A 20,072-nucleotide genomic window follows, 5' to 3' on the forward strand; every position below is an offset into this window, starting at 1 on the left:
ACGGAGTTTTCCGGCTACGAGACGCCAAAGAGCGGAACACCACCACTGCTTCCGGATATCCAGAAAGATATCTGTATTTCTATCCGCATAGATAGCTATCTAGGTAGCTATCCGAATAGTTCAACCCTGTTGTCTGACGAGATTTTATGAGGGGTAAGCGTATAACGACCGACTGTATGAAACGGGCCATCACACTGTGGAGCGAATCCGGCGGGGTCGGCAAGACGACCATGGCGACCAACGTAGCCGCCGCGCTGGGACGACGGGGCGAGCGGGTGCTCGTGATAGACCTGGATCCCCAACTGGGCAGCTTGACCGACCACGTCGGCTACCAGGAGTTGAAGACCGGCGACCGGGACCATCTCGGCCACGTCCTTCTGGACGACGAGAAGGACGTTCGCTCGCTCATCGTGGAGGCGGGAGATTTCGACCTCCTGCCGTCGCACGAAGGGCTCGCGAACATCGAAAGCGAGATGGCCGCGCGAAACACCTCGCTTCGAGAGTTCCAACTTCGCTCCGCGCTCAAATCCGTGGCGGCCGAGTACGACTACTTCATCATCGATCCGCCCGCGACGCTGAACGTGCTCGTGGACAACGCGCTCGTCGCGGCGCGAAACGTCGTCATCCCCATCGAACTCACGCGAAAAGGGAGCATCTCCATCGAAGGGTTGGAAGATACGCTCGACAGCATGGAGCGCGGATTTCGAAAGTTCGACGACAGTTTCACGCTCGGAATCCTCGCCGTCGTCCCGAACGAAGTGGGCGACTCCAACATCTACCGGGACACGCGCGAGGAGTTGGAAGTCGACGGAAAACCGGTGACGCCGTTCGGCGTGCGAAAGCGCGACGTGTTGAAAGAGGCGTGGAAGAACCAGATGAGCGTGTTCGAGTTCGCGGAGAGCGACGAAACGCGCGACTTGCGCGAGTACGAACACGACCTCCTCTCGAACTTCGAGCACCTCGCTCAAATCATCGAGCACGGGACCGTCGAGATACCGGAGGTCGAAGCATGACCAAAGACGACCGCTACGGCGCGACCGACGACGACTACGGCGACGATTTCGACAGTTACGCCGCGGAAACGACTACGAGTGCCGACACCGACGCGACGAACGCGAACTCCGCGACGACCGACTCGAACACCGAGGCGCTCCCGTTCATCTTCGCCCGCAGAACCGTGAAAGCCGACCGGGAAGCAGTGCCGGTGTACGTCCAAGACGAGACCGCGGCGGAGATCGACGACCTCGAACGGGAACTGAGCCAGACGTTCGGCGGCGACAAGGTGATGGCGCTCGACGTACGCGAAGCTCTCATCCGTGCCGGACTGGAGAACGCGGACGACGTGCAACGCGTGATGGAGGAATGGGGGTACGGTCGTCGGTGACGAAGTAGCCTACGTCTTGCGGATATCTCGAAAGCTTTCTGAACATCTATCTACCAAGGTGGAAAGGTAGCTATCGAGTTAATACGGCTGTCGGAACAGATTAGCCAGCCGGTCCGGAGAAGCGAGTTCGAGAGGCGGGACAGGAGGAAGGACGGATCCTTCCGGTCGGCCGAGCCGGATTCCCCGGCGGCGTGGTCGGCCGACCGACTCGGTTCGGAGATTCGGCGGTAGCATCGAACCGACTCGCATCGATGGTTCGTGTGGCAGGCTCTCGATAATTCGTCCGAAGAATACCTTTTATTGTGCCACCGGTCGGAGAGAAGACGAAATGGGTTTTCACACGTTCGATCCGGAGCGGGCGAGCAAACTGGAGGACACGGAGCGATATCGATACGTCTCCCGCGACGAGTTGGTCGGGTATCTCGACGGGTCCGGTGGCGATATCGTCGCCGACCTCGGGAGCGGTACCGGATTCTACACTGACGATATCGCGCCCTTCGTCGACCGCGTGTTTGCCGTGGACGTACAGGAGGCGATGCACGACCGGTACCGAGAGAAGGGCGTTCCCGAAAACGTCTCGCTCGTCACGGCGGACGTCGTCGACCTGCCGTTCGAAGGCGGCGAACTCGACGCCGTGTTCTCCACGATGACGTTCCACGAGTTCGCCAGCGAGGACGCTCTGGCGGAAGTCGCCCGCGTCGTCCGACCGGACGGGCGTGCAGTCCTCGCCGACTGGAGCGCAGAGGGTCGCGGCGAGAGCGGGCCGCCGGTCGAGGAGCGCTACGCTCTCGAAACGGCGCGCGAGATGGTCGAGTCCGCCGGATTCGAAATTCGATGCGGAGTCGAACGACCGGAGACGTTCGTGCTCGTCGCCCGTCGCTGAGATGAACCGTCGATCCCTGCTCGGCGCGCTGGCGTTGGCTTCGAGCGCCGGGTGCGTCGAACATCCACTCCCGCCGCTCCGGGGCGTCGTGACGCGAAAGCGAGTCGTCGGCCCGTCGGGAGCACTGCTCGTCGTCACGCAAGACGATATCTCGGTGAGAAACCCGCGACTCGCGGACGACCTTCCGCGCGAAGGGGAGCGGGGCAACGCCTCCGTCACCGGGAAACAGCTCGAAGGACTTCCGGAGGTCGAGTTTCGGGTGAGGATTCGACACGGAAACCGAAGTTACGTCGACGGTATCGAAGCGGACGAGACGGAGGTGTATCGGACGAATCGAAGCGCGTTCAATCGACTGATGGTCGCCGACCGAATCGAGTTCCAGATCGGTGTGGTGAACCGACCGTCGCTGCTCACGCCGAGCCGCGTGGTTCGAACGGGGCGCATCGAGCGAAAGTGGGTCGTCGGCGTCCGCGAGAAGGAGACGGATCGCGGACGAAAACGGACGAAACGATACGAGTTGTTGAACGTCTCCGAGGACGGTATCGAGGCGAATCGGTCGGTTCTCGACGCCGACCGGACGGTAGGGACGAACGTCGATGCGAAGCTACGAGAACGGTTCGATTCCGTCGACTACCACCTCGTCGTCGCACACGACGGGCGTCGTCGAGTCTACCGGACGGAGCGACGACAGTTCAACCGAGCGCGGGTCGATAGGCGGAGGACGTTCGAAGTGGACGGCGAGTACGGCGGGCAGTTGGTTCGGTACGTTCAGCGGGACGCGAAGGGACAATAAATCACATTTCGCTATATTATTCCGCAGCGGTGTTCTCCGAGCATCCCGGTGTCGAAGAAGTACGTACCTTTTCCAGCCCACCCGCGGTCATCGGCGGCGGCCTCTTCGCCGGGAACTGTTCCCGCGCCGACTTCCGTATCGGCGGTCGCGCTCGTCGCCGCCGCGTTCGCCGCCGTACTGTACCTCCTCGTGGGGTTCGTTCTGCTCGGCATCGCCGTGTCGGTGGTGACTCCCTCGCTGTCCGCCGAGTCGTCCCGCGATGCCCGTTTCGCGGTGGCTCCCGCGCTGACTTCCTTCGTGGGGGCTTCCGGTCTCGGCCGTCGAACGCGAGGGGCGGCGCGTATCGAAGCGGTCCGACGCCTGACGACTACCTCGATCGGAGGTGCGCTGATCGAACCGCCGTCCGCTTCGAACGTAGCGGCTAGAGTCGGCACGGTCGGAGGACTCGCGTTCGCGGTCGTCTCCCTCGCGACCCCGTCGCCTTCTCGTCCGCAACTCGTCCCGTTTTCCGCCGTATCGCGGGACGGAGTTCCGGTCGCCCCCGTCGTCACGATCGGTTCGGTCCTTCCGGTCGTCTCGATCAGTTCGATTCCTCCGGTCGTTCCGATCGATCCGGTCATTTTGATCGTCCTGATCGTTCGGCATCGAACTCACCCGAGGGAAAGTTGGGCGCGCAGTTCCTTTGGCGTGGTGGCGCTCCGTCGAACCGCGGTTACGGCGACCGGTAGCCGACACGCCGAAGTCCGCCGAACGCTACCGCGAGCGGTCGCGGTGACGGACGCGAAACGTTCGGCTGTCACCGGGTGACACACTTAAACGTGTTCGGCCCTAACCTCAGGTAAGTCCGGTCGTCGGAGCGAGCCTCCGCGGTCGGAACGGAGCATGAACAAGGAGAAAACGTACGAGCAGTTGTACAGCGACGCCATCCCCTCGGTCGTCTCCGTCTACGTCACGCCGCGGAACGTCGCCGGACGGGCGCGGTCGGGCGCCGGGTCGGGGTTCGTCTACGACCGCGAGGGTCACATCGTCACGAATCACCACGTCGTGAGCGGTTCCGACGAAGTGGAACTCCGGTTCAGCGAGGGCGACTGGCGAACGGGACGGGTGGTCGGCCGGGACGTCGACACCGACCTCGCGGTCGTACGGGTGACCGACCTGCCGGAGTACGCGAACCCGCTCCCGATGACCGCGAACGAGCCGAAACCGGGGCAACGAGTCGCCGCCCTCGGAAATCCGATGGGTCTCGACGGAACCATCACCACGGGTATCGTCAGCGGGACGAATCGCTCGCTTCCGACGGGTAACGGGTTCGCCATCCCCGACACGGTGCAGACCGACGCCGCCATCAATCCCGGGAACAGCGGCGGCCCGCTCGTGACGCTCGACGGCGAAGTCGTGGGCGTCAACCGCGCACGGCAGGGCGACAACATCGGGTTCGCCATCTCGGCGGCCATCGCCGAGCGAGTCGTCCCCGACCTCGTCGACGACGGGTTCTATCGGCATCCGTACCTCAAGGTATCGACGCTGGACGTTTCCCCGCTCGTCGCGGAGGCGAACGGCCTTACGGAGACGGGCGGCGTTCTCGTCGTCGACGTGCGCCTCGGCCCGGCGAGCGGTGCCCTCGTGGGGTGCGAGGCGGTTCGCGTGCTCCGCGGACGCGAGATTCCGATCGGCGGTGACGTTATCGTCGGCGTAGACGACCGGCCCGTCCGCTCCCACGAGGAACTGATGCGCTACCTCATCACGGAAACCCAACCCGGCGAGGTGGTCGAGGTCGAACTCGTGAGAAACGGACGGCGGACGACCGAACCGGTAACCCTCGGAGAACGGCCGAAGGACTCCGGTCGCGGCGGCGTCAGCGTCGCCGTGGAGTGATCGTGAGCCGAGAAAACAACGGAAACGGTGGTGTTAATTCGAACCGTCGAGTGTTTCGGAAACAACGGAAATAGTGGGGTTCGACTAGCGGTCGGGGTCGAGGGGAGGCGGTAGGAGAGGGCGCTTACGGGAAAAAGACGTTGTTGCGAAGAGGACGAAGGGAGGAAAGAAGACGGTTAGAGAAAGGGGACGATTGGAGAAAGGGGACGATTGGAGAAAGAAGACAGGAGAAAGGGGACGGTTATAGGGAAGAAGACGGTTGGGGAAAGGAGACGATTACAGGAAAGAGAGGAGACTGCCAAAAAGGGAGTGGAGGCAGCCAAACAGCGGAAACGGTGGTGTCTGACGCCACGCCGTCAAGCGAAAACGAAGAGTAGTTCCGAGACGGGCCGAATTTGGCGCTGGTAGCCGAATCGGTAGCGGCGATTCGCGTCGTCGATTAGCTCTCGTTTTCTTCGACGAGCGATTGGTAGTACGGACGGATGCTCTCGTGGACGCCGGCGAGTTCGATGGTTTCTTCGAGCGCGCTGACGACGAGTTGCAGGTCCTGTTTCAGGGCGTGTTCGCGGTACTTACCGCCCGACATCCCCTCGTTTTTCTCCGTCGAGGAGATGACGCCGAGCATCGCGAGGTCCGCGAGATGGTCGCGCATTCGTCTGCTCGTGAGAGCTTCCGTGCCGATGTGGTTACACAACTGTTCGTAGCGCGGGCGGATGTCGCGCGACCGGGCGGGGGTGTTCCCCTCGGCTTCGATGGACGTGAGCGCGTAAAGGATGAGTCGGGCGTGTTGCGTGAGGTCCGCGACGCCCTCCATGATCCGGTCGCGTTCGAGTTTCCGCCGCGCCTCTTGGACGTGCTGGTCGACGACTTGTTCCGCGGCGTCCTTCCGCGCGAGGTCGCCGGCTTCGAGGAGCAGGTCGAGCGCTTGCCGGGCGTCACCGGCGTCCTGTGCACCGTAGGCGGCGCAGAGCGGAATCACGTCCTCCGCGAGCGCGCTCTCGTGGAACGCGACTTGATCGCGCTGGCGAAGCACCTTCTGCAGTTCCGTCGCGTTGTACGGCGGAAACGAGACCTCCTTCTCGCAGAGCGACGAACGAACTTTCGCCGACAGGGAGTCGCGGAACGAGAGGTCGTTGCTGATACCGATGAGTCCGATTTTGGCGTGTTCGAGGTAACCGTTGCTCCGCGCACGCGGAATCTGATAGAGGATGGAGTTGTCGTTTATGTGGTCGACCTCGTCGAGGACGATGATGATCGTTCCGCCGAGTTTGTCGAGTTCGTCCCACAGGAAACTGTACACCTGCGCCTGCGGGTAGCCGGTGTTGCTGATCTGGTCGGCGGGGTCGCGGAGCGTGTTGACGAGTCGAACCGCGACCTGATAGCTCGAATTGAGTCCATCGCAGTTGATCTCGATGACCGAAAGCGAAATATCGTCGTATCGGGCGGCGTCCTCTTGGAGCTGCTTGAGCAGGAATCGCGTCGCGGCGGTCTTTCCGACGCCGCTTTTCCCGTAGAGGAAGATGTTCGACGGTGCCTCGCCGTTGATTATCGGCTGAAGCGCGGCGTGATACTCCTCCAGTTCGTCGTCCCGACCGACGAGATTGTTGGGCGTGTACTCCTCCAGGAGAGCATCCCGATTTTTGTAGAGGGAGTTATCTCGGTCGAAACTGAACGATGACATTACCGAACCTTTTCACCGAATGGTATATAAAACTGGGCCGTCCGTTGTTTCTTCTGTTTCTCGGTGTTTAAGTATTCCGCGGGTCGAAAGGGGTGCGCTGTTTCCGATGTCCGTACCGAATTCGGTGTTCTGATTCCGTGTTCTTGTTCGATGTTTTGGTTCGGTGTTCCGGTTCGAGATTCCGATTCGAAGTTCCGGATCGACACCCGTCCTCCGCGTCGGTCTTCGTCGCCGATCCTCTTCGTTGACGGTCGTGATTTCCGCAGTTGTGATTTCCGCAGTTGTGATTTCCGCCGGTCATGACTTCTGATGTTCGAGACGTTCGATTGTCGTACGTCTGAAGGAGTGCACGACCGGAGGACGTTTCCCTTGTAGGCTCTCCCTGCGCGGAGTACGGACAAAGTACAGACGCGGCCGACTTCACCTAGCAGTCGACCGACGAGAAAGGCGGACAGCGGAAACGGCGGGGTAAGCGCGAGGTAAAAAGCGGAAAGAAGGGTTTGAAGCGGTTGCGGGGACGTATACGCGTCGAATCAGAAGGGACGCGTCTGCTCGACGTTCGGTGTTTCTCCCGTTCTTTATAAAAACACACCCGCCCCACGATTTCCTGTGTTTTGTCGGGGGGGAGGGTATGGTAGCGAAAAAAGAGCCTCTGAAAAGACGATAGTTTTATTAGGTACTCCGTTCAACCATATCCGTAGTACAAGAACATAGAGTAAGTTAAACTGAGTTCAACTAGATTATTGTTGTTTCCGTCGGCCGTCTTCCCTCCGATCGGCGGTTTTACCGTTATCGTCGGTATCGTTTCCCGCCGGTGTCGTTTCTCGTCGATATTGTTTCTCGTCGAGGCCCGCTTTCCGATTCTCGTCACCCTTCCCGCCCGACGAGAACAACGGAAACGACGGGGTGGGTGTTCGGCAACCGACGCTCGTGAACTCCGCGTTCGAATCGAACGTACGAAACGAGAGAATCGCTCACGTTCTCTCGGAATAACGCGCTCACAGCGTCTCGATCACTCCGACGCATTGCTGACGAGACTCGACTCGCGTCGTTCACCCGTTGCCGCTTATCACCGCCGCTCATCGCCGCGACTCTTCTACTTCCTATCGTCACTCGCTACCTCCCGTCGTCACTCACCGCCGTCTACCGCCGTTCGTCGCTCGTCCAATTACCTTCGACCAAACAGCGGAAATCACGGGGTCAGTGTTCCGGCAAATCGGCCCGTTACTCGAACTCCGCCCCCTGAATTCCGCCTCCTTGGTTCCATCTCCCCAGGTTCGAACCGGTCGAGAAACAGCGGAAACCGTGGGGTCGATTCGACACGAGGATGGCGACGCGACAACCGCGAACGGTTCGGACGCGGTCGATGCCGATTCGGACGCGTACGGCGCGCTCTTCGGGTGACGACTCGGTCGGGACTCCTTTCCCGGATTCGAACGACCCCCATCGTCGTCCGAGCGTCCGCATCGGAACTCGACCCTCGCTGTTCCGAACTACCGCCGTTCGAACCGTCAGACGACCGTTCTTCGACGATGCCGTCTCCGCCAGAACAGCGGAAATGATGGTGTTCGAGGAGCGCCGAACGGACACCGTCGGCGAAACGGATACTCGGCCTCGTCGCACGTTCCGCAACCGTCCGAACCGAAGCAGCCGAAGGGTCGAAGGACGAGAATCGAAGAGTCGGCAAACCGGCGAATCGGCAAATCAACAAATCGACGAAGCGGAAAATCAACAAATCGGCGAAGCGGCGAAACGACAAGTCGGAGAAACCGCAAATCGGCGGAACGGCGAAGCAGGTAACTCGAAATTCGCCGAACGATTTCCCCACCGAAACAACGGAAATCGCGGTGTCGCGGTCTCCGTCGTCGCGTTTGGAAGCTCCTTCTCGAAACCGTCGTTCGGCTCGAAAAACTCGACTCAAAACCTCTAACCCAAAAACCACCAAATCGAAAACACCGCCCGATAATCCGGCTCGAAACGACTCGAAAGGTCTCGACTCAGAGATTCTGCTCGACTTCCAAGATACGCGCGTCACACCCCTCGCAGGTCGCGGCCACGACCTCCATCGAGCGACAGCAGGATTCGACCGTCTCTTGTTCCGCCGCGATAGTGCCGCCGCACTCCGGACACGTCTCGAGGAAGATACGAAGACCGCTCAAGATGCGACTCTGGTTGTCCACGGTGAGTTCGTCCCAGTCGCCGTAGCGGCCGCTGAGGACGCGAGCAGCGGCGAGGTCGGCGACCAGCGCGGCGTGAGACTCCCACTGCCCGAGCCGTCGACCGTCGATTCGTGCGAGGAAGGCGCTGTCGTGTTCTTCGAACTCCAGATCCTCCTCGTCCGCGCCGAGGATGCGACTCAGGTCGCTCTTTTCGGCACCTTCCTCCGTGACGCGTTCCATGGCGTCGTGCCACGTCGTTCGGAACTCCTCGTCGAGACAGAGGTCGTCGATGTCTTCGCACGGGGCGATGACGTTCGCCTCGGTGAGCACTTCCTCGGGTTCGCGGTCGGTCTCCTGCGGGGCGGGCGTCGCCACCTCGTGCTTGTCGAACAGCCGCAGTAGCCGGTCGGGGAAGTACTTCTTCGTGAGCGCTGGCGTCCCTGGCACGAGATACCCGCGGAGGTAGATCGCTGCCAGACTGAAAGCGAAAAAAGCGACGCCGAGGACCGGCGTGACGAACATCAACCCCGCGCTAGCGAAGACGGCTATCGTCACGTTGACTATCGTACAGGGAGTACAGCGGTTCTCCCCCGTGTACTCCGGCTGCCGGAAACGGTCGACGAATCTCGGAAGCTCCGTACTCATTTCGTTCGCTACTATTCCGCTTCGACAATATATACTTATTGCTAAACACGTCTGAAAAAATCCGGAAAAGGCGAGAATCGGCGGAGAAGGCGAGGAAAGCGGGGAAGGCAAGAAAAGGCGGAGCAGACGAAGAAAGGTGAGGGAGGGCGAGGAAAGCGGGGAATAGACGGGAAAGAGGGGGAAAGCGGGAGAATAGACGGGGCGTCGTAAAAGGCGGACGTCGTCTCAGGCGACGGATCCGGAGACCCCCGCATCTCGCTATCACCGTTCTCGTCCCGGTTGCTACCGTCGTTCGGACGGTTCCGCACTCGGAAGGCGAATCGTCACGGCGCTCCCTCGCGGTCGGTTCGAGTCGAACGCGAGTTCACCGCCGAATTTCCCGACGACCCAGTTCGTCAACCAGAGACCGAGTCCGCTTCCGTGCTGAAGTGCCGTCTCCCGACCCTCGCTAAGCACCGACCGTTCTTCCTTCGGAATCCCCGGACCGTCGTCGGTCACGGTTACGTCTATCCACTTGCCTCGGTTCGATTCGACGGTCGCCGCCGCGATAGTAACGATGGGATTCTCCCGGTCGTTGTGTTCGACCGCGTTTTCCAGTATCTCGTTTACGACGGTATCCAGCGTCTTGTCGCCGTACACCCAGGCGGCATCCGGGAGGTCGGCGGTGAGTTTCACGTTCGGATACGATTCCCGGAGGTCGGAACAGGCGCGTTCGACGATGCCCGTGATTTCGGTGGTCGTCCTCGTTTTGCTCTTTCTGTCGAGCGTCTCCCCGATTTCGCGAGCCTTCTCGCTGACGTCGATCAGCTCGGTCGCTTTCCGTTTTATAATCTCGGCGCTCTCCGCCGTCTCCGGAATCGATTCCACGAGGTTGTCCGCGTGACCGAGTACGACGTTCAGGTCGTTCCGGAGGTTGTGGCGCAGAATACGGTTGAACACCTGAAGCCGCTGCTCTCGGCGGAGCAACTCCTGTCGCGTTCGAATCGAATTTATCGCGTACGCGACGCTGTTTCCGAACTTCGAGAGAACGCGCCGTTCGGTTTCGTCGAACGCGTGCGGGTGGTCGGCGTACACGTTCAGCACGCCGTAGACGGAATCCCCGTACTGGAGCGGAATCGCGGCTCTACAGCAGTAGTCACGCTCGAGCGTCTGTTCCCACCGTCGCTCGGGCGAGTCCGCGGCGACGTTCCGGTTGATCCGTATCTCCCCGAGTTCGACAGCGCGCGAGGCGGACTCGGACTCGGCTCCCGTCGTTTCGTCGCGGAACGCGGCGTCGGAACACCCTCCCTCGGTTTCGGCGGAGACGCGCGGAACGACCTTCCCGTCGTCCACGTCCCCTATCCACGCGTGGAGATACGATTCGGAGCCCGCGAGACGTTCGCAGACGGATTCTTCGATTTCCTCGCGGGTCGTGGCTTCGAGAAGCGACTGGCTGACGTCCCATATGAGGTCGTTGATGTCGAGCTGTCTGCGGACGGCTCGCTCGGCGCGTCGGTGGGAGACGGCGTTTTCGATTCGATTCGCGAGCGCGACGAACTGACGACGCCCCGTTCCTTTCCGGAGATAGTCGGTGACGCCGGCCGAAATCGCCTCGCTCGCCGTCTCCTCGCTCCCGCCCCCGGTCATGAGAATGAACGGAATCTCCGGGCTCGCCCGCCTGACCGCATCGAGCAGTTCGAGCCCGTTCATCTCCGGCATCTCGTAATCACTGACGACGCAGTCGAACTGCTCTCGTTCGAGGCGGGCCAGGGCCTCCGTTGGGTGGTTCTCGGTGTGAACCGTCACGTTGGGGTGTTCTTCCCTGAGGACGTTCGACGCGACCGTCGCGAAGAACTCGTTATCTTCGACGTGCAACACCCGGACAGGGCGACGTTCCATCCTACACTACTGGTCTTGCAGGTGACCGATAAATAACTTTGTCCTGTCTCCTGATTTCCAACCGATGGTATCAACTGACGGTCACCGACGGTCGTTTCCGCCGCCTCCGTCTCCTCCGCCGCTTCAACCGCGTTCGAGCGGGTTTATCCCGGCCGTTCGCGTAGGTGAAGCATGGATCCTCGAATCAGCATCGTCACGCTCGGCGTATCCGACTTCGAAGCGTCCGTTCGGTTCTACGAAGCGGGTCTCGGACTTCCGATGCGAGAACGAGCGGACGACTCCCCCATCGCCTTCTTCGAGTTGGCGGGAGCGTGGCTCGCCCTTTATCCGCGGGAACTGCTCGCCGAAGACGCGACCGTCTCCCCCGACGGAAGCGGGTTCGAGGGGGTTACGCTCGCCCACAACGTCGAATCGAAGGCGGAAGCGGACGCGGTTCTCGACGAGGCGGTCGCGGCGGGCGCGGAGCTAGTGAAACCGGCGCGCGATACCGACTGGGGAGGGTACTCCGGCTACTTCGCCGACCCCGACGGTCACCTCTGGGAGGTCGCGTGGAATCCCCACTGGGAGTTCGACGAGGCCGACGAGGCCGACTAGTCCTCGGACACCGCGTCGCCTTCCCATCCCTCGCTGTACACCGATTCGTCGGGAACCCCGATGTCCGCGAGTTTCTCCTTCGTTTCGACGACCATCTCCGGCACGCCGCAGAGGTAGAAGTCGGTGGAATCGGGGTCGGGAACCACCGCTTCGACGTGCTCTTGAACGTGTCCGGTTCGTCCCTCCCACTCCGCTTCCGAGAGCGAGTAGGCCACGGTGAGGTTCTCGTGTTCCGCTTCTAGCTGATCGAGCGTTTCGCGGTACATGATGTCCTCCTGCGTTTTCTCGCCGTAGAGGAAGGTCGCTCGCCCCTCGCCCGCTCGAAGGTACCGCTTTAGCATCGCCACCGTGGGCGTGATGCCGGTGCCGGTCGAGACGAACGCCACGTCGGTGTCGAAATTTCGGAGGTAGAGGTTCCCGCCGAGGTCCTCGATTCGGATCGTATCGCCGGGTTCCCGGTCGTGCATGTACACCGAGGCGGTGCCGTCGTCGTATCGCTTTATCGCCAGCGTGATGCTGTTCGTCCCCGGAAGCGACGTCGCGGTGTAGGGACGAACCACTTCGTCGTCCTCGTCGCCCCCTCCGCCCTCGCTGTTTCCGTCGCTGCTTCCGCCCTCGTCACCGCTTCCGTCCCCGTCGCCTTCCTTCTCCTCCGCGTCTCGTTCGAAGTGGAGGCGCGTGTGCTGGCCGGGTTCGAAATCGAACGGTTCGTCGTCGACCAACCGGAACTGTTTCACTCGCGGCGTCATCTGATGTATCGACGCGATTTCGACCTCTCGCATGGGTGATGCAAAGTCCGTGCGACCCGTAAACGAACCGGCCGAGAGCCCCCTCCCGAGGAGTTCACCGACTTCGCGGAGTGGCCGCAGGGCATAACTGCGACGGAGACTGAGCTATCCCATGGTAGACGTGTCCGACCTCCCCGACGACTTGCCCCGGAACAAACGGCGTTCCATGCGGCGAGTGCGGACGGTGAGCCGCCTGCTGGACGAGGCGTTCCGCGTCCCCGGCACGAACTTCCGATTCGGCCTCGACCCGGTTCTCGGCCTCCTCCCGGTCGGCGGCGACGCCGCCAGCGCGCTCATCTCGCTCTACATCGTCGTGGAGGCGTATCTGATGGACGTTCCCCGGCACGTTCTCGCCCGAATGGTTGCGAACGTCCTCGTCGACGCGCTCGGCGGGTCGGTACCCATCCTCGGGTCGCTCTTCGACGCCACGTGGAAGGCGAACCGCCGCAACCGCGAACTGCTCGAAAAGCACGTCGAACGCTACTGAAGTTCGCGCTCGGTTACGTCTCGTTCGCGAGGAGTTGGGCGACCGAAACCGCCGCGAACGCGGCGACGAGAATGACGCCCCAAACCAGGTCGGGAACCAACGAAATAGGTGGAACGCCGAGCCACGCCGCCGCCGCCGTCAACACGCCGACGGTGGTGATGCGGCGGTAGTAGCTGAACCACGGGACCTCGTCACCGACCTCCGACTCGTCCCCCCGCTTGGTCTCCGTCGCACCCTCTCCGTGGAGATCGAGGTAGGGGTCGAACTGGTCGGCCAGCGGCCCGCGCTCGACGATGCCGCGGCTCTTCTGGTACTCGATGATACCCTCGCTGTCCAGTTTCGGGAGGTGCGATTGGTAGAGCGCGATGTAGACGCGTTGGCGCTCGTCGGAAGTGAGCGCCTGGACCGTGGTGTCGTTCTCCCACGCGGCCACCTGTTCGGCGATGTCCCGCATCTCGACCGGGCCGTCCGTGTCCTTCAGGTAGCGCAGGGCGTCTCGGCGGCGTTGGGTCTGGAGGATGTGGAAGATCTTGTCGCGCGAGAGGGGTTCCGGACGTTCCGCTTCGGTACTCCCGAATCCGCCGGTCGTCGCCGAGTCGGATTCGACACTCATCGTCCTGCGGTCCGGTACGCGTCGCTTTCTCCTCGCCGTCTGTCGTTCAAGCCGGGATTGCCGCCGCCGTTTCTCGTTAGGCGCCGTCCTCGTCCCGGTAATCGGTCGTTTCGTTGCTCGCGTGCCATGTAGTTCAATATCTACGGTGGATTTTAAAAAGGTGTTGGGTCTGCGTCGGTGGTAAACGACCCGTTTCCGCTCCGTTCGCGCTTCGACCGTTCGGCGTTCGCTCGGCGTTCGAGACCGCTCTCCTCGTCGATCCAGTCACGAGTCTTTTAATACCTCGAAAGCGAAACTTTCTCCGACGATGGCGAGTTTCGATAGGGGAGAGTACCGGCGGGTCGTTCGACGGCTCGCGAACGACGTTCACGAGCGAATGGCCGCCGGAATGAGCACGCGCTCCGCCCTCTACCGCTCGGTCGGCGAGTGCGTCGTCGACCTCTGGAACTTCGACGTGTCGCTTCGCATCTGCGAACTCTCGGAGCGCGACCCCGAAATCGAGGTGGTGGCCGAGGTGGTCTCCGAAGACGCGAGCGACACGCACGCGGACTACGAGGTGTACGTTCGAGCGATGGCGTTCTCCGTCCTCTCGCAGGACGTCCGCGAGACGGTCGAAAACACCGTTCGGACGGACGCCGAAGTACCGAACTCCCGCGACGCGGGTGAACTCACCGAGTAAGGCAGTGCACTTACCCGTCGCGAGTCCATCCTTCCGCTATGTCCGACTCCGACCGCTCAGACGAGGAGTTCTCACCCTGTGCTAACTGCGGTGCGCTCGTCGACCTCGCCGACCACCACGCCACGGTGATCGTCGAGCGCGGCGTCACCGCCAACGAGACCGAGCGAGTGACGCTCCACTTCTGCAGCGACGACTGCTTGGAGGAGTGGACGGGACCGCTTCCGGAGTGACCGGGAGCGGTTTGCGGGCACCCGTCACGACACCCGAGTAACCGGCGCGTACCGCAAAAACGCTCTCCCTGCTTTACACGCTTTCGAATCCCACTCCCCGCATGGAGCTTCCGCGTCCCGAGTCGCCGTGGAAACGCGCCGCGCTCGTCGCGGGTGCCGTCGTCGGGTTCCTCGCGTTCTCGCTCGTCGGCTTGCCCGTCGCGCTGCTCGCGGTGGAGTTCGTCGTCGGAATCGCGGCGACGGTCGTCTCGGTACTCACCGAACCTCGTAGGGGTCGGCGTCCGGCATGAACCGCCCCAAATCGACCGTCTGCTGGTAGTCCGACGCGAGGATGGCGTTCAGCCTCGCTCGGAGTCGATCGGCGTCGCGCGGTCCCCACTCGCGCGGGTCTCGGACCGGCACGACGAGGAATCCGCGACCCTTGATTTCCTGCGCGTGGAGCGACTCCATGTCGACGTCCAACTTCTCCGCCTGCGCGGTGAACTCCCAGAGGACGTGTTCGGTCGCGCGCTCGCCGACCGGAAGCAGGACGTGCGCGGCGATGGCGCGGAGTTCCGCGTCGAAAAATCGCTCCATGTCGGCGTACTCCGAGGGAGTCGGTTTTCGACCGTCCGGAAGACAGCACATGTGGAGGTAACTCGCGAACAGGTTCGCCACCGCCGGTTCGTCGCTGTAGGCGTCCCCCAGAAAGCCCGCGTCGTTCAACACCGGTTGGAGGCGCTCGCCGACCTCGCTTCCGGTGAAGGGGACGCCGGTTTCGGCTCCGCCGTGGACGCCCGGATGGTCGCCGACGACGTGGAAATCGGCGTTCGCGTCGCCGTAGCCGAACACCGCGCTCGGTCCGCCGGGGGTACACTCGTACTCGCAGGGCGGGCGCATGCCGAACGGATTGCTCGTTCTATCCGTGACGTTCTGCACGGGACTTCGTAACACCGTGACCGTTAAAGGCGACGCGGTTTTCGGCTCGAATCGGCCGGTCGGCTTACGGGACTCGAAGTCGTATCGCCGGGGCATGGCGAACACCGACAGCGGTTCGATAGAACTGTCCCGACCGGAAGCGCGAACCGTCATTTCGGCGCTCTCGGAGTTCCAAAGCACGGGCGGCGGAACCGAGGGCGAGCGAGCCCTGAACGTCAGGGAGCACCTGAAAGAGGAGTTCGGGTTCGAGGAAGAGGAGACGCCGAGCGCGCTGTTCGAGCGGTTCGGCGAGGGATTCTTCGAGGACACGAGCAGCGAGACCGTCGCGCTGTCCGACCGCGAGGCGGAGACGACCGTCTCCGCGCTCTCGTCGTTCGAGAATCAAGCCCCCGACGAAAACCGCGAGACGCTCCGCGACGTTCGACGCCGGTTCGAAAACGAGTTCGGCGTGAGCGGCGCGCGGTAGCCTACTTCTCGCTCACTTCCAGCACCCGACCCGCCGCGATGGTCTGGCCCATGTCGCGCACCGCGAAGCTTCCCAGTTCGGGAATCTCCGAGGACGGTTCGATGGAGAGCGGTTTCTGCGGTCTGATGGTCACGACCGCCGCGTCGCCGCTCTGGATGAAGTCGGGATTCTCCTCCTCGACCTCGCCGCTCGCCGGGTTGATCTTCTGGTCGATGGCCTCGATGGTGCAGGCGACCTGCGCGGTGTGGGCGTGGAAGACCGGCGTGTAACCCGCGGTGATGACGCTCGGGTGCTGCATCACGACTATCTGGGCCGTGAACGTGTCCGCGACCTTCGGCGGGTCGTCCGCCGGACCGGCAACGTCGCCGCGACGGATGTCGTTCTTCCCGACGCCGCGCACGTTGAATCCGACGTTGTCGCCCGGTTCGGCCCGCGGTACTTCCTCGTGGTGCATCTCGATGGTCTTGACATCGCCGCTCACGTCGCTCGGCTGGAACGAGACGGAGTCGCCCGTGTTCAGGGTTCCCGTCTCGACGCGTCCGACCGGCACCGTGCCGATGCCGGAGATGGTGTAGACGTCCTGGATGGGCAGGCGGAGCGGCGCGTCCGTCGGCGGCTCAGGTTCGGGCAGGTTGTTCAGCGCTTCGAGGACGACGGCGCCGTCGTACCACGGCGTGTTGTCGCTGTGGTCGACGACGTTGTCCCCCTCCAGCGCCGAAACCGGGATGAACTCGGCGTCGTCGGTGTCGAAACGGACCTGGTTCAACAGGTCTTTCACCTCCGCGACCACCTCGCGGTAGCGGTCTTCGTCGTAATTGACCGCGTCCATCTTGTTCACGGCGACGATGAGTTCGTTGATGCCGAGCGTCCGCGCGAGGAAGACGTGTTCCTGCGTCTGCGGCTGGACGCCGTCGTCCGCACCGACCACGAGCACGGCGTTGTCGGCCTGCGACGCGCCCGTGATCATGTTCTTCACGAAGTCGCGGTGGCCCGGCGTGTCGACGATGGTGAAGTAGTACTCGTCGGTGTCGAACTCCTGGTGGGCGATGTCGATGGTCACCCCGCGCTCGCGCTCCTCGGCGAGGTTGTCCATCACGTAGGCGAACTCGAAGCCGCCCTTGCCCTTCTCCTCGGCTTCCTTCTTGTGCTGTTCGATGACGTGCTCGGGTACGCTCCCCGTCTCGAAGAGGAGTCGCCCGACCAAGGTGGACTTTCCGTGGTCGACGTGGCCGATGATGGCTAGGTTCTGGTGTGGTTTGTCTGGCATATCCCCATTCCCCGTATCTGATGTTCTCGGTCGCCAGCCACAAAAACGGTTGCGTCGAAATCGTCCGTTTCCGCACGCTAGGGGTCGAATTAACTCGCTCGCGGACGCCACCATCGCCGGAGAAAGTATTTATCACCGAACCGTGATGATGACGTTACCACATGTCCTCGCTCTCCCGGCGCGCGGTTCTCCGGTTCGGCGGTGCGACGTTCGCTTCCGGCGTGGCCGGGTGTTCCAGTCTCACTTCCTGGTCGGGACCCGATCCCCCGAAAATCGTGCATTTCGGAGCCATGAATTTCGACGACGAACCGCACACCGTCCGCGTGCTCCTCCGAAAGGACGGTAAATCGGTGTATCGGAAGTCGCTTCGCTTGAACGCCGGCGAACCGGCCGACCCTTCCGGCGGGGCGTTCGACGGGTATCCGACCGAGGCGGGTGCCGACGTCGTCTACGCGTGGCGGGACGACCAATCGAAAGAGGAGCGACGCGAACTCGATTTCGGCGACTACGGCACCGACTGCGTCGGCTTCAAAATCCTCGTCGGGTACCACGACGAACCCACTTCGGACGTTTCCATCTGGCGGACGGTGAACTGTAACGCGGACCGGTAGTACTCGGCAAATCGCCGCTCGCCGCTCCCCGCCGTTTTAAGCCGCTCACGCACCACTCTCGGATATGAAAGCCGCAGTTCTGAAAGCTTACGGCGAACCGCTTGCCATCGAGGACGTACCGGAACCCGACCCCGACGACCACGGCGTCGTCGTCGAGACCGAGGCCTGCGGAATCTGCCGGAGCGACTGGCACGCCTGGCAGGGCCACGGCGAGTGGGCGGACGACCAGGTTCCGGTCGGACAGATTCTCGGCCACGAACCCGCCGGACGGGTCGCGGCGGTCGGGGAGCGGGTCGAGAGCGTCCGCGAGGGCGACCGCATCGCGGTTCCGTTCAACCTCGGACGCGGCCACTGCGGCTACTGCCGGAACGGTCACGGCAACGTCTGCGAGAACGGCATCGCCCTCGGCTTCGAGGAGGCCGCCCCGGGCGCGTTCGCCGAACGGGTACACGTCCCCTACGCCGACTACAACGCGGTGCACCTCCCCGACGGCGTCTCGCCGGTCGAGATGGCCGGCCTCGGCTGCCGGTTCGTCACGGCGTACCACGCGCTCGCCCACCGCGTCGACCTGACGCCGGGCGACTGGGTGGCGGTTCACGGCTGCGGCGGCGTCGGCCTATCGGCGGTTCACGTCGCCGACGCGCTCGGCGCGAACGTCGTGGCGGTCGACGTGGACGACGCGAAACTCGACCGGGCGCGGGAACTCGGCGCGGACGAGACGATAGACGCCCGCGCGGAGGACGTTCCCGCGACGATTCGCACCCGTCTCGGCGGCGCGCACGTCTCCGTCGACGCGCTCGGCATCGCCGAAACGTGCCGAAACTCCGTCGATTGCCTCCGTCGTCGGGGCCACCACGTCCAACTCGGACTGACGACCGACGAGGAACGGGGCGAGATTTCCCTCCCGACGGACGCGATGACGATGCGCGAGATCACGTTCGTCGGTTCGCGCGGGATGCCGCCCTCGCGGTACGACGAACTCCTCCGGATGCTCGAACGCGGGACGCTCTCGCCCGAGAAACTCGTGACGAAGACGGTGTCGCTGGCTGACGTGCCCGCCCGCCTCGGCGCGATGAGCGAGTTCGAGACGACCGGAATCGAGGTCGTCGAGTTCTCGAACTGAGGCTACCGCGGGTCGTTCCGAGCGGTTTCAGCGAGAAAACGTAATTCACGGGTGGTCCGGGCGGAAGGTTCGGAGTACGAACTCCCCGGCCGGTCTCGGCCTCCTCCGAATCGCGCCCATCGTCCTCCTCCTGTCGGCCACTCCCGTCATCGGAATCTTCCTCATCGCGGGCGCGGCGACCGCCGACGCCGGATTGGTCGGGTGGGTCGGCATCGTCGTGATTCCGCTCGCGCTCCTCGGAATCGGACTGTACCAGCCGACCGGGGATCGGTCGAATCGGTGGCCCTCCCTCGAAGAACGGGCGTAGAAGGCGTCGCTCACACCGGCGCTTCTTCGAGACAGCGCACCTGCTCCCAGTCGCCCGACTCGTCCAGCCGGTAGAGCCGCTGGCGCGCGTCGGGGATGTACACCTCCTCTTTGACGGCACCGATCTCCGTCAAACTGTCCAGCGCGCTCCTGACCGTCCGCGCGGAGAGCCGCGACCGTTGGACGATCTCCTTTTGCGTGTGGGAGCCGTCGTACTCCAGAACTTTGAAAACGAGCTTCGCGCTCGGCGGGAGGTCGCACAAGCGAGCCAGCGTCTGCTCTTTCATGAACGGGACGACGGACGCCGACCACTAAATTACTCGCTAACTTGGAGGTAACCCAGTGTCGCTTGTGTCACCGGTAAAAGCGGAGGTTCTTTTATGGATGGCTGTGAATCATAAGGTATGCAGCCTGAACTTGCAAGTCGGGAGCGCGCGTCCGACGTAGACCTCCTCTTCTGCCGAGAGTGCGGAGAGCGTTTCGACGCCGACACCGCGACGGACGACGGCTGGCGGTATCGATGCCCGAACGACGACTGCGACGGAGAGGGGATTCGAGAGGACCTCTATCCGGTAGAGGACGTACTACCCTCCCGCCGATAATCGAGACGGCGTTCGACTATCGCTCCCGCTCGTTTTCTTTCGCGGATGCTCGATGGAAACCCTTTAAGTCGCCGCACTCCCCGGAGACGA

Annotated in this window: 25 protein-coding genes; 14 read left to right on the forward strand and 11 right to left on the reverse strand. The window is 62.8% G+C overall.

Features of this window, described 5'->3' with window-relative positions; genetic code table 11:
- The first annotated feature begins 176 nt into the window (after positions 1-176).
- From LIX00_RS20460 to LIX00_RS20475, 4 genes are all read left to right on the forward strand, one after another.
- Positions 177-1,013 carry a ParA family protein gene (locus LIX00_RS20460; RefSeq protein WP_227356886.1) on the forward strand — a complete coding sequence of 279 codons (837 nt, stop codon included), beginning with the start codon at positions 177-179 and terminating at the stop codon, positions 1,011-1,013.
- Positions 1,010-1,384: a DUF7970 domain-containing protein gene (locus LIX00_RS20465; protein ID WP_227356887.1), complete on the forward strand. Its 375-nt coding sequence runs from the start codon at positions 1,010-1,012 to the stop codon at positions 1,382-1,384. Before LIX00_RS20460 ends, LIX00_RS20465 begins: the two co-directional genes overlap by 4 nt.
- A 328-nt stretch (positions 1,385-1,712) precedes the next feature.
- On the forward strand, positions 1,713-2,267 hold the full coding sequence (locus LIX00_RS20470) for a class I SAM-dependent methyltransferase (RefSeq protein WP_227356888.1): 555 nt from the start codon (positions 1,713-1,715) through the stop codon (positions 2,265-2,267).
- A gap of 1 nt (position 2,268) precedes the next feature.
- Entirely contained in the window at positions 2,269-3,060 is a 792-nt protein-coding gene (locus LIX00_RS20475; RefSeq protein WP_227356889.1) for a hypothetical protein, read from the forward strand.
- 11 nt (positions 3,061-3,071) lie between these two features.
- Here the strand turns inward: LIX00_RS20475 and LIX00_RS20480 are convergent, their stop codons facing one another.
- Complete coding sequence (locus LIX00_RS20480; RefSeq protein WP_227356890.1) at positions 3,072-3,680, reverse strand: hypothetical protein; 609 nt, start codon at positions 3,678-3,680, stop codon at positions 3,072-3,074.
- Between the two features lie 262 nt (positions 3,681-3,942).
- On the opposite strand from LIX00_RS20480, the gene LIX00_RS20485 reads away from it, so the two are divergent.
- The gene (locus tag LIX00_RS20485) at positions 3,943-4,935 is read left to right on the forward strand and encodes a S1C family serine protease (protein WP_227356891.1); all 993 of its coding nucleotides are present in this window, start codon (positions 3,943-3,945) and stop codon (positions 4,933-4,935) included.
- 439 nt (positions 4,936-5,374) lie between these two features.
- Here LIX00_RS20485 and LIX00_RS20490 read toward each other — a convergent pair whose 3' ends face one another.
- The 4 genes from LIX00_RS20490 to LIX00_RS20505 all read right to left on the reverse strand — a co-directional run bounded on the left by LIX00_RS20490 (position 5,375) and on the right by LIX00_RS20505 (position 11,298).
- Complete coding sequence (locus LIX00_RS20490; RefSeq protein WP_227356892.1) at positions 5,375-6,616, reverse strand: orc1/cdc6 family replication initiation protein; 1,242 nt, start codon at positions 6,614-6,616, stop codon at positions 5,375-5,377.
- Positions 6,617-7,840: 1,224 nt separating this feature from the next.
- Positions 7,841-8,083 carry a hypothetical protein gene (locus LIX00_RS20495; RefSeq protein WP_227356893.1) on the reverse strand — a complete coding sequence of 81 codons (243 nt, stop codon included), beginning with the start codon at positions 8,081-8,083 and terminating at the stop codon, positions 7,841-7,843.
- 530 nt (positions 8,084-8,613) lie between these two features.
- Positions 8,614-9,420 carry a DUF8054 domain-containing protein gene (locus LIX00_RS20500; RefSeq protein ID WP_227356894.1) on the reverse strand — a complete coding sequence of 269 codons (807 nt, stop codon included), beginning with the start codon at positions 9,418-9,420 and terminating at the stop codon, positions 8,614-8,616.
- Positions 9,421-9,702: 282 nt separating this feature from the next.
- Positions 9,703-11,298 (reverse strand): response regulator, encoded by a 1,596-nt coding sequence (locus tag LIX00_RS20505; protein WP_227356895.1) that lies wholly within the window; start codon positions 11,296-11,298, stop codon positions 9,703-9,705.
- Positions 11,299-11,469: 171 nt separating this feature from the next.
- On the opposite strand from LIX00_RS20505, the gene LIX00_RS20510 reads away from it, so the two are divergent.
- Positions 11,470-11,892, forward strand: a complete 423-nt coding sequence (locus LIX00_RS20510) for a VOC family protein (RefSeq protein ID WP_227356896.1) — start codon at positions 11,470-11,472, stop codon at positions 11,890-11,892.
- Here LIX00_RS20510 and LIX00_RS20515 read toward each other — a convergent pair.
- Positions 11,889-12,674, reverse strand: coding sequence for a ferredoxin--NADP reductase (locus LIX00_RS20515; protein ID WP_227356897.1), 786 nt, complete (start codon positions 12,672-12,674; stop codon positions 11,889-11,891). The genes LIX00_RS20510 and LIX00_RS20515 overlap by 4 nt on opposite strands.
- Before the next feature lie 118 nt (positions 12,675-12,792).
- On the opposite strand from LIX00_RS20515, the gene LIX00_RS20520 reads away from it, so the two are divergent.
- Entirely contained in the window at positions 12,793-13,167 is a 375-nt protein-coding gene (locus tag LIX00_RS20520) for a DUF4112 domain-containing protein (RefSeq protein ID WP_227356898.1), read from the forward strand.
- A 13-nt stretch (positions 13,168-13,180) separates the two neighbouring features.
- Here the strand turns inward: LIX00_RS20520 and LIX00_RS20525 are convergent, their stop codons facing one another.
- On the reverse strand, positions 13,181-13,780 hold the full coding sequence (locus tag LIX00_RS20525; RefSeq protein WP_227356899.1) for a DUF7344 domain-containing protein: 600 nt from the start codon (positions 13,778-13,780) through the stop codon (positions 13,181-13,183).
- A gap of 307 nt (positions 13,781-14,087) precedes the next feature.
- Between LIX00_RS20525 and LIX00_RS20530 the strand changes: the two genes are divergently transcribed.
- The 3 genes from LIX00_RS20530 to LIX00_RS20540 all read left to right on the forward strand — a co-directional run bounded on the left by LIX00_RS20530 (position 14,088) and on the right by LIX00_RS20540 (position 14,979).
- Positions 14,088-14,459 carry a hypothetical protein gene (locus tag LIX00_RS20530; protein ID WP_227356900.1) on the forward strand — a complete coding sequence of 124 codons (372 nt, stop codon included), beginning with the start codon at positions 14,088-14,090 and terminating at the stop codon, positions 14,457-14,459.
- 38 nt (positions 14,460-14,497) lie between these two features.
- Positions 14,498-14,689, forward strand: coding sequence for a DUF7576 family protein (locus LIX00_RS20535; protein WP_227356901.1), 192 nt, complete (start codon positions 14,498-14,500; stop codon positions 14,687-14,689).
- 101 nt (positions 14,690-14,790) lie between these two features.
- Positions 14,791-14,979: a hypothetical protein gene (locus LIX00_RS20540; protein WP_227356902.1), complete on the forward strand. Its 189-nt coding sequence runs from the start codon at positions 14,791-14,793 to the stop codon at positions 14,977-14,979.
- On the opposite strand, the gene LIX00_RS20545 is transcribed toward LIX00_RS20540, so the two are convergent.
- On the reverse strand, positions 14,945-15,607 hold the full coding sequence (locus LIX00_RS20545) for a uracil-DNA glycosylase family protein (RefSeq protein WP_227356903.1): 663 nt from the start codon (positions 15,605-15,607) through the stop codon (positions 14,945-14,947). The genes LIX00_RS20540 and LIX00_RS20545 overlap by 35 nt on opposite strands.
- Positions 15,608-15,623: 16 nt before the next feature.
- On the opposite strand from LIX00_RS20545, the gene LIX00_RS20550 reads away from it, so the two are divergent.
- The gene (locus LIX00_RS20550; RefSeq protein WP_227356904.1) at positions 15,624-16,073 is read left to right on the forward strand and encodes a hypothetical protein; all 450 of its coding nucleotides are present in this window, start codon (positions 15,624-15,626) and stop codon (positions 16,071-16,073) included.
- 1 nt (position 16,074) lies between these two features.
- On the opposite strand, the gene tuf is transcribed toward LIX00_RS20550, so the two are convergent.
- Positions 16,075-17,340: a translation elongation factor EF-1 subunit alpha gene (tuf, locus tag LIX00_RS20555; RefSeq protein WP_227356905.1), complete on the reverse strand. Its 1,266-nt coding sequence runs from the start codon at positions 17,338-17,340 to the stop codon at positions 16,075-16,077.
- Between the two features lie 290 nt (positions 17,341-17,630).
- Between tuf and LIX00_RS20560 the strand changes: the two genes are divergently transcribed.
- Both LIX00_RS20560 and LIX00_RS20565 read left to right on the forward strand, forming a co-directional pair.
- Positions 17,631-17,951 carry a hypothetical protein gene (locus LIX00_RS20560; RefSeq protein WP_227356906.1) on the forward strand — a complete coding sequence of 107 codons (321 nt, stop codon included), beginning with the start codon at positions 17,631-17,633 and terminating at the stop codon, positions 17,949-17,951.
- A 64-nt stretch (positions 17,952-18,015) separates the two neighbouring features.
- Entirely contained in the window at positions 18,016-19,074 is a 1,059-nt protein-coding gene (locus LIX00_RS20565) for a zinc-dependent alcohol dehydrogenase family protein (RefSeq protein WP_227356907.1), read from the forward strand.
- A gap of 45 nt (positions 19,075-19,119) precedes the next feature.
- On the opposite strand, the gene LIX00_RS20570 is transcribed toward LIX00_RS20565, so the two are convergent.
- The gene (locus LIX00_RS20570; RefSeq protein WP_227356908.1) at positions 19,120-19,395 is read right to left on the reverse strand and encodes a hypothetical protein; all 276 of its coding nucleotides are present in this window, start codon (positions 19,393-19,395) and stop codon (positions 19,120-19,122) included.
- Positions 19,392-19,667 carry a MarR family transcriptional regulator gene (locus LIX00_RS20575; protein WP_227356909.1) on the reverse strand — a complete coding sequence of 92 codons (276 nt, stop codon included), beginning with the start codon at positions 19,665-19,667 and terminating at the stop codon, positions 19,392-19,394. Before LIX00_RS20575 ends, LIX00_RS20570 begins: the two co-directional genes overlap by 4 nt.
- A gap of 117 nt (positions 19,668-19,784) precedes the next feature.
- Between LIX00_RS20575 and LIX00_RS20580 the strand changes: the two genes are divergently transcribed.
- On the forward strand, positions 19,785-19,982 hold the full coding sequence (locus LIX00_RS20580) for an HVO_2901 family zinc finger protein (protein WP_227356910.1): 198 nt from the start codon (positions 19,785-19,787) through the stop codon (positions 19,980-19,982).
- Positions 19,983-20,072: the final 90 nt, after the last annotated feature.

This window comes from Haladaptatus salinisoli (assembly GCF_020614375.1).
In the GTDB taxonomy this organism is placed as follows: domain Archaea; phylum Halobacteriota; class Halobacteria; order Halobacteriales; family Haladaptataceae; genus Haladaptatus; species Haladaptatus salinisoli.

What these genes read in the sequence shown, in the direction of transcription:
- LIX00_RS20485 (WP_227356891.1), top strand. Translation starts at nt 3,943, where the DNA reads ATGAACAAGGAGAAAACGTACGAGCAGTTGTACAGCGACGCCATCCCC.
- LIX00_RS20575 (WP_227356909.1), bottom strand. Translation starts at nt 19,667, where the DNA reads ATGAAAGAGCAGACGCTGGCTCGCTTGTGCGACCTCCCGCCGAGCGCG.
- LIX00_RS20465 (WP_227356887.1), top strand. Translation starts at nt 1,010, where the DNA reads ATGACCAAAGACGACCGCTACGGCGCGACCGACGACGACTACGGCGAC.
- LIX00_RS20475 (WP_227356889.1), top strand. Translation starts at nt 2,269, where the DNA reads ATGAACCGTCGATCCCTGCTCGGCGCGCTGGCGTTGGCTTCGAGCGCC.
- LIX00_RS20520 (WP_227356898.1), top strand. Translation starts at nt 12,793, where the DNA reads ATGGTAGACGTGTCCGACCTCCCCGACGACTTGCCCCGGAACAAACGG.
- LIX00_RS20505 (WP_227356895.1), bottom strand. Translation starts at nt 11,298, where the DNA reads ATGGAACGTCGCCCTGTCCGGGTGTTGCACGTCGAAGATAACGAGTTC.
- LIX00_RS20530 (WP_227356900.1), top strand. Translation starts at nt 14,088, where the DNA reads ATGGCGAGTTTCGATAGGGGAGAGTACCGGCGGGTCGTTCGACGGCTC.
- LIX00_RS20490 (WP_227356892.1), bottom strand. Translation starts at nt 6,616, where the DNA reads ATGTCATCGTTCAGTTTCGACCGAGATAACTCCCTCTACAAAAATCGG.
- LIX00_RS20560 (WP_227356906.1), top strand. Translation starts at nt 17,631, where the DNA reads ATGAATTTCGACGACGAACCGCACACCGTCCGCGTGCTCCTCCGAAAG.
- LIX00_RS20525 (WP_227356899.1), bottom strand. Translation starts at nt 13,780, where the DNA reads ATGAGTGTCGAATCCGACTCGGCGACGACCGGCGGATTCGGGAGTACC.
- LIX00_RS20515 (WP_227356897.1), bottom strand. Translation starts at nt 12,674, where the DNA reads ATGCGAGAGGTCGAAATCGCGTCGATACATCAGATGACGCCGCGAGTG.
- LIX00_RS20540 (WP_227356902.1), top strand. Translation starts at nt 14,791, where the DNA reads ATGGAGCTTCCGCGTCCCGAGTCGCCGTGGAAACGCGCCGCGCTCGTC.
- LIX00_RS20565 (WP_227356907.1), top strand. Translation starts at nt 18,016, where the DNA reads ATGAAAGCCGCAGTTCTGAAAGCTTACGGCGAACCGCTTGCCATCGAG.
- LIX00_RS20535 (WP_227356901.1), top strand. Translation starts at nt 14,498, where the DNA reads ATGTCCGACTCCGACCGCTCAGACGAGGAGTTCTCACCCTGTGCTAAC.
- LIX00_RS20470 (WP_227356888.1), top strand. Translation starts at nt 1,713, where the DNA reads ATGGGTTTTCACACGTTCGATCCGGAGCGGGCGAGCAAACTGGAGGAC.
- LIX00_RS20495 (WP_227356893.1), bottom strand. Translation starts at nt 8,083, where the DNA reads ATGCGGACGCTCGGACGACGATGGGGGTCGTTCGAATCCGGGAAAGGA.
- LIX00_RS20460 (WP_227356886.1), top strand. Translation starts at nt 177, where the DNA reads ATGAAACGGGCCATCACACTGTGGAGCGAATCCGGCGGGGTCGGCAAG.
- LIX00_RS20480 (WP_227356890.1), bottom strand. Translation starts at nt 3,680, where the DNA reads ATGACCGGATCGATCGGAACGACCGGAGGAATCGAACTGATCGAGACG.
- LIX00_RS20510 (WP_227356896.1), top strand. Translation starts at nt 11,470, where the DNA reads ATGGATCCTCGAATCAGCATCGTCACGCTCGGCGTATCCGACTTCGAA.
- tuf (WP_227356905.1), bottom strand. Translation starts at nt 17,340, where the DNA reads ATGCCAGACAAACCACACCAGAACCTAGCCATCATCGGCCACGTCGAC.
- LIX00_RS20580 (WP_227356910.1), top strand. Translation starts at nt 19,785, where the DNA reads ATGCAGCCTGAACTTGCAAGTCGGGAGCGCGCGTCCGACGTAGACCTC.
- LIX00_RS20500 (WP_227356894.1), bottom strand. Translation starts at nt 9,420, where the DNA reads ATGAGTACGGAGCTTCCGAGATTCGTCGACCGTTTCCGGCAGCCGGAG.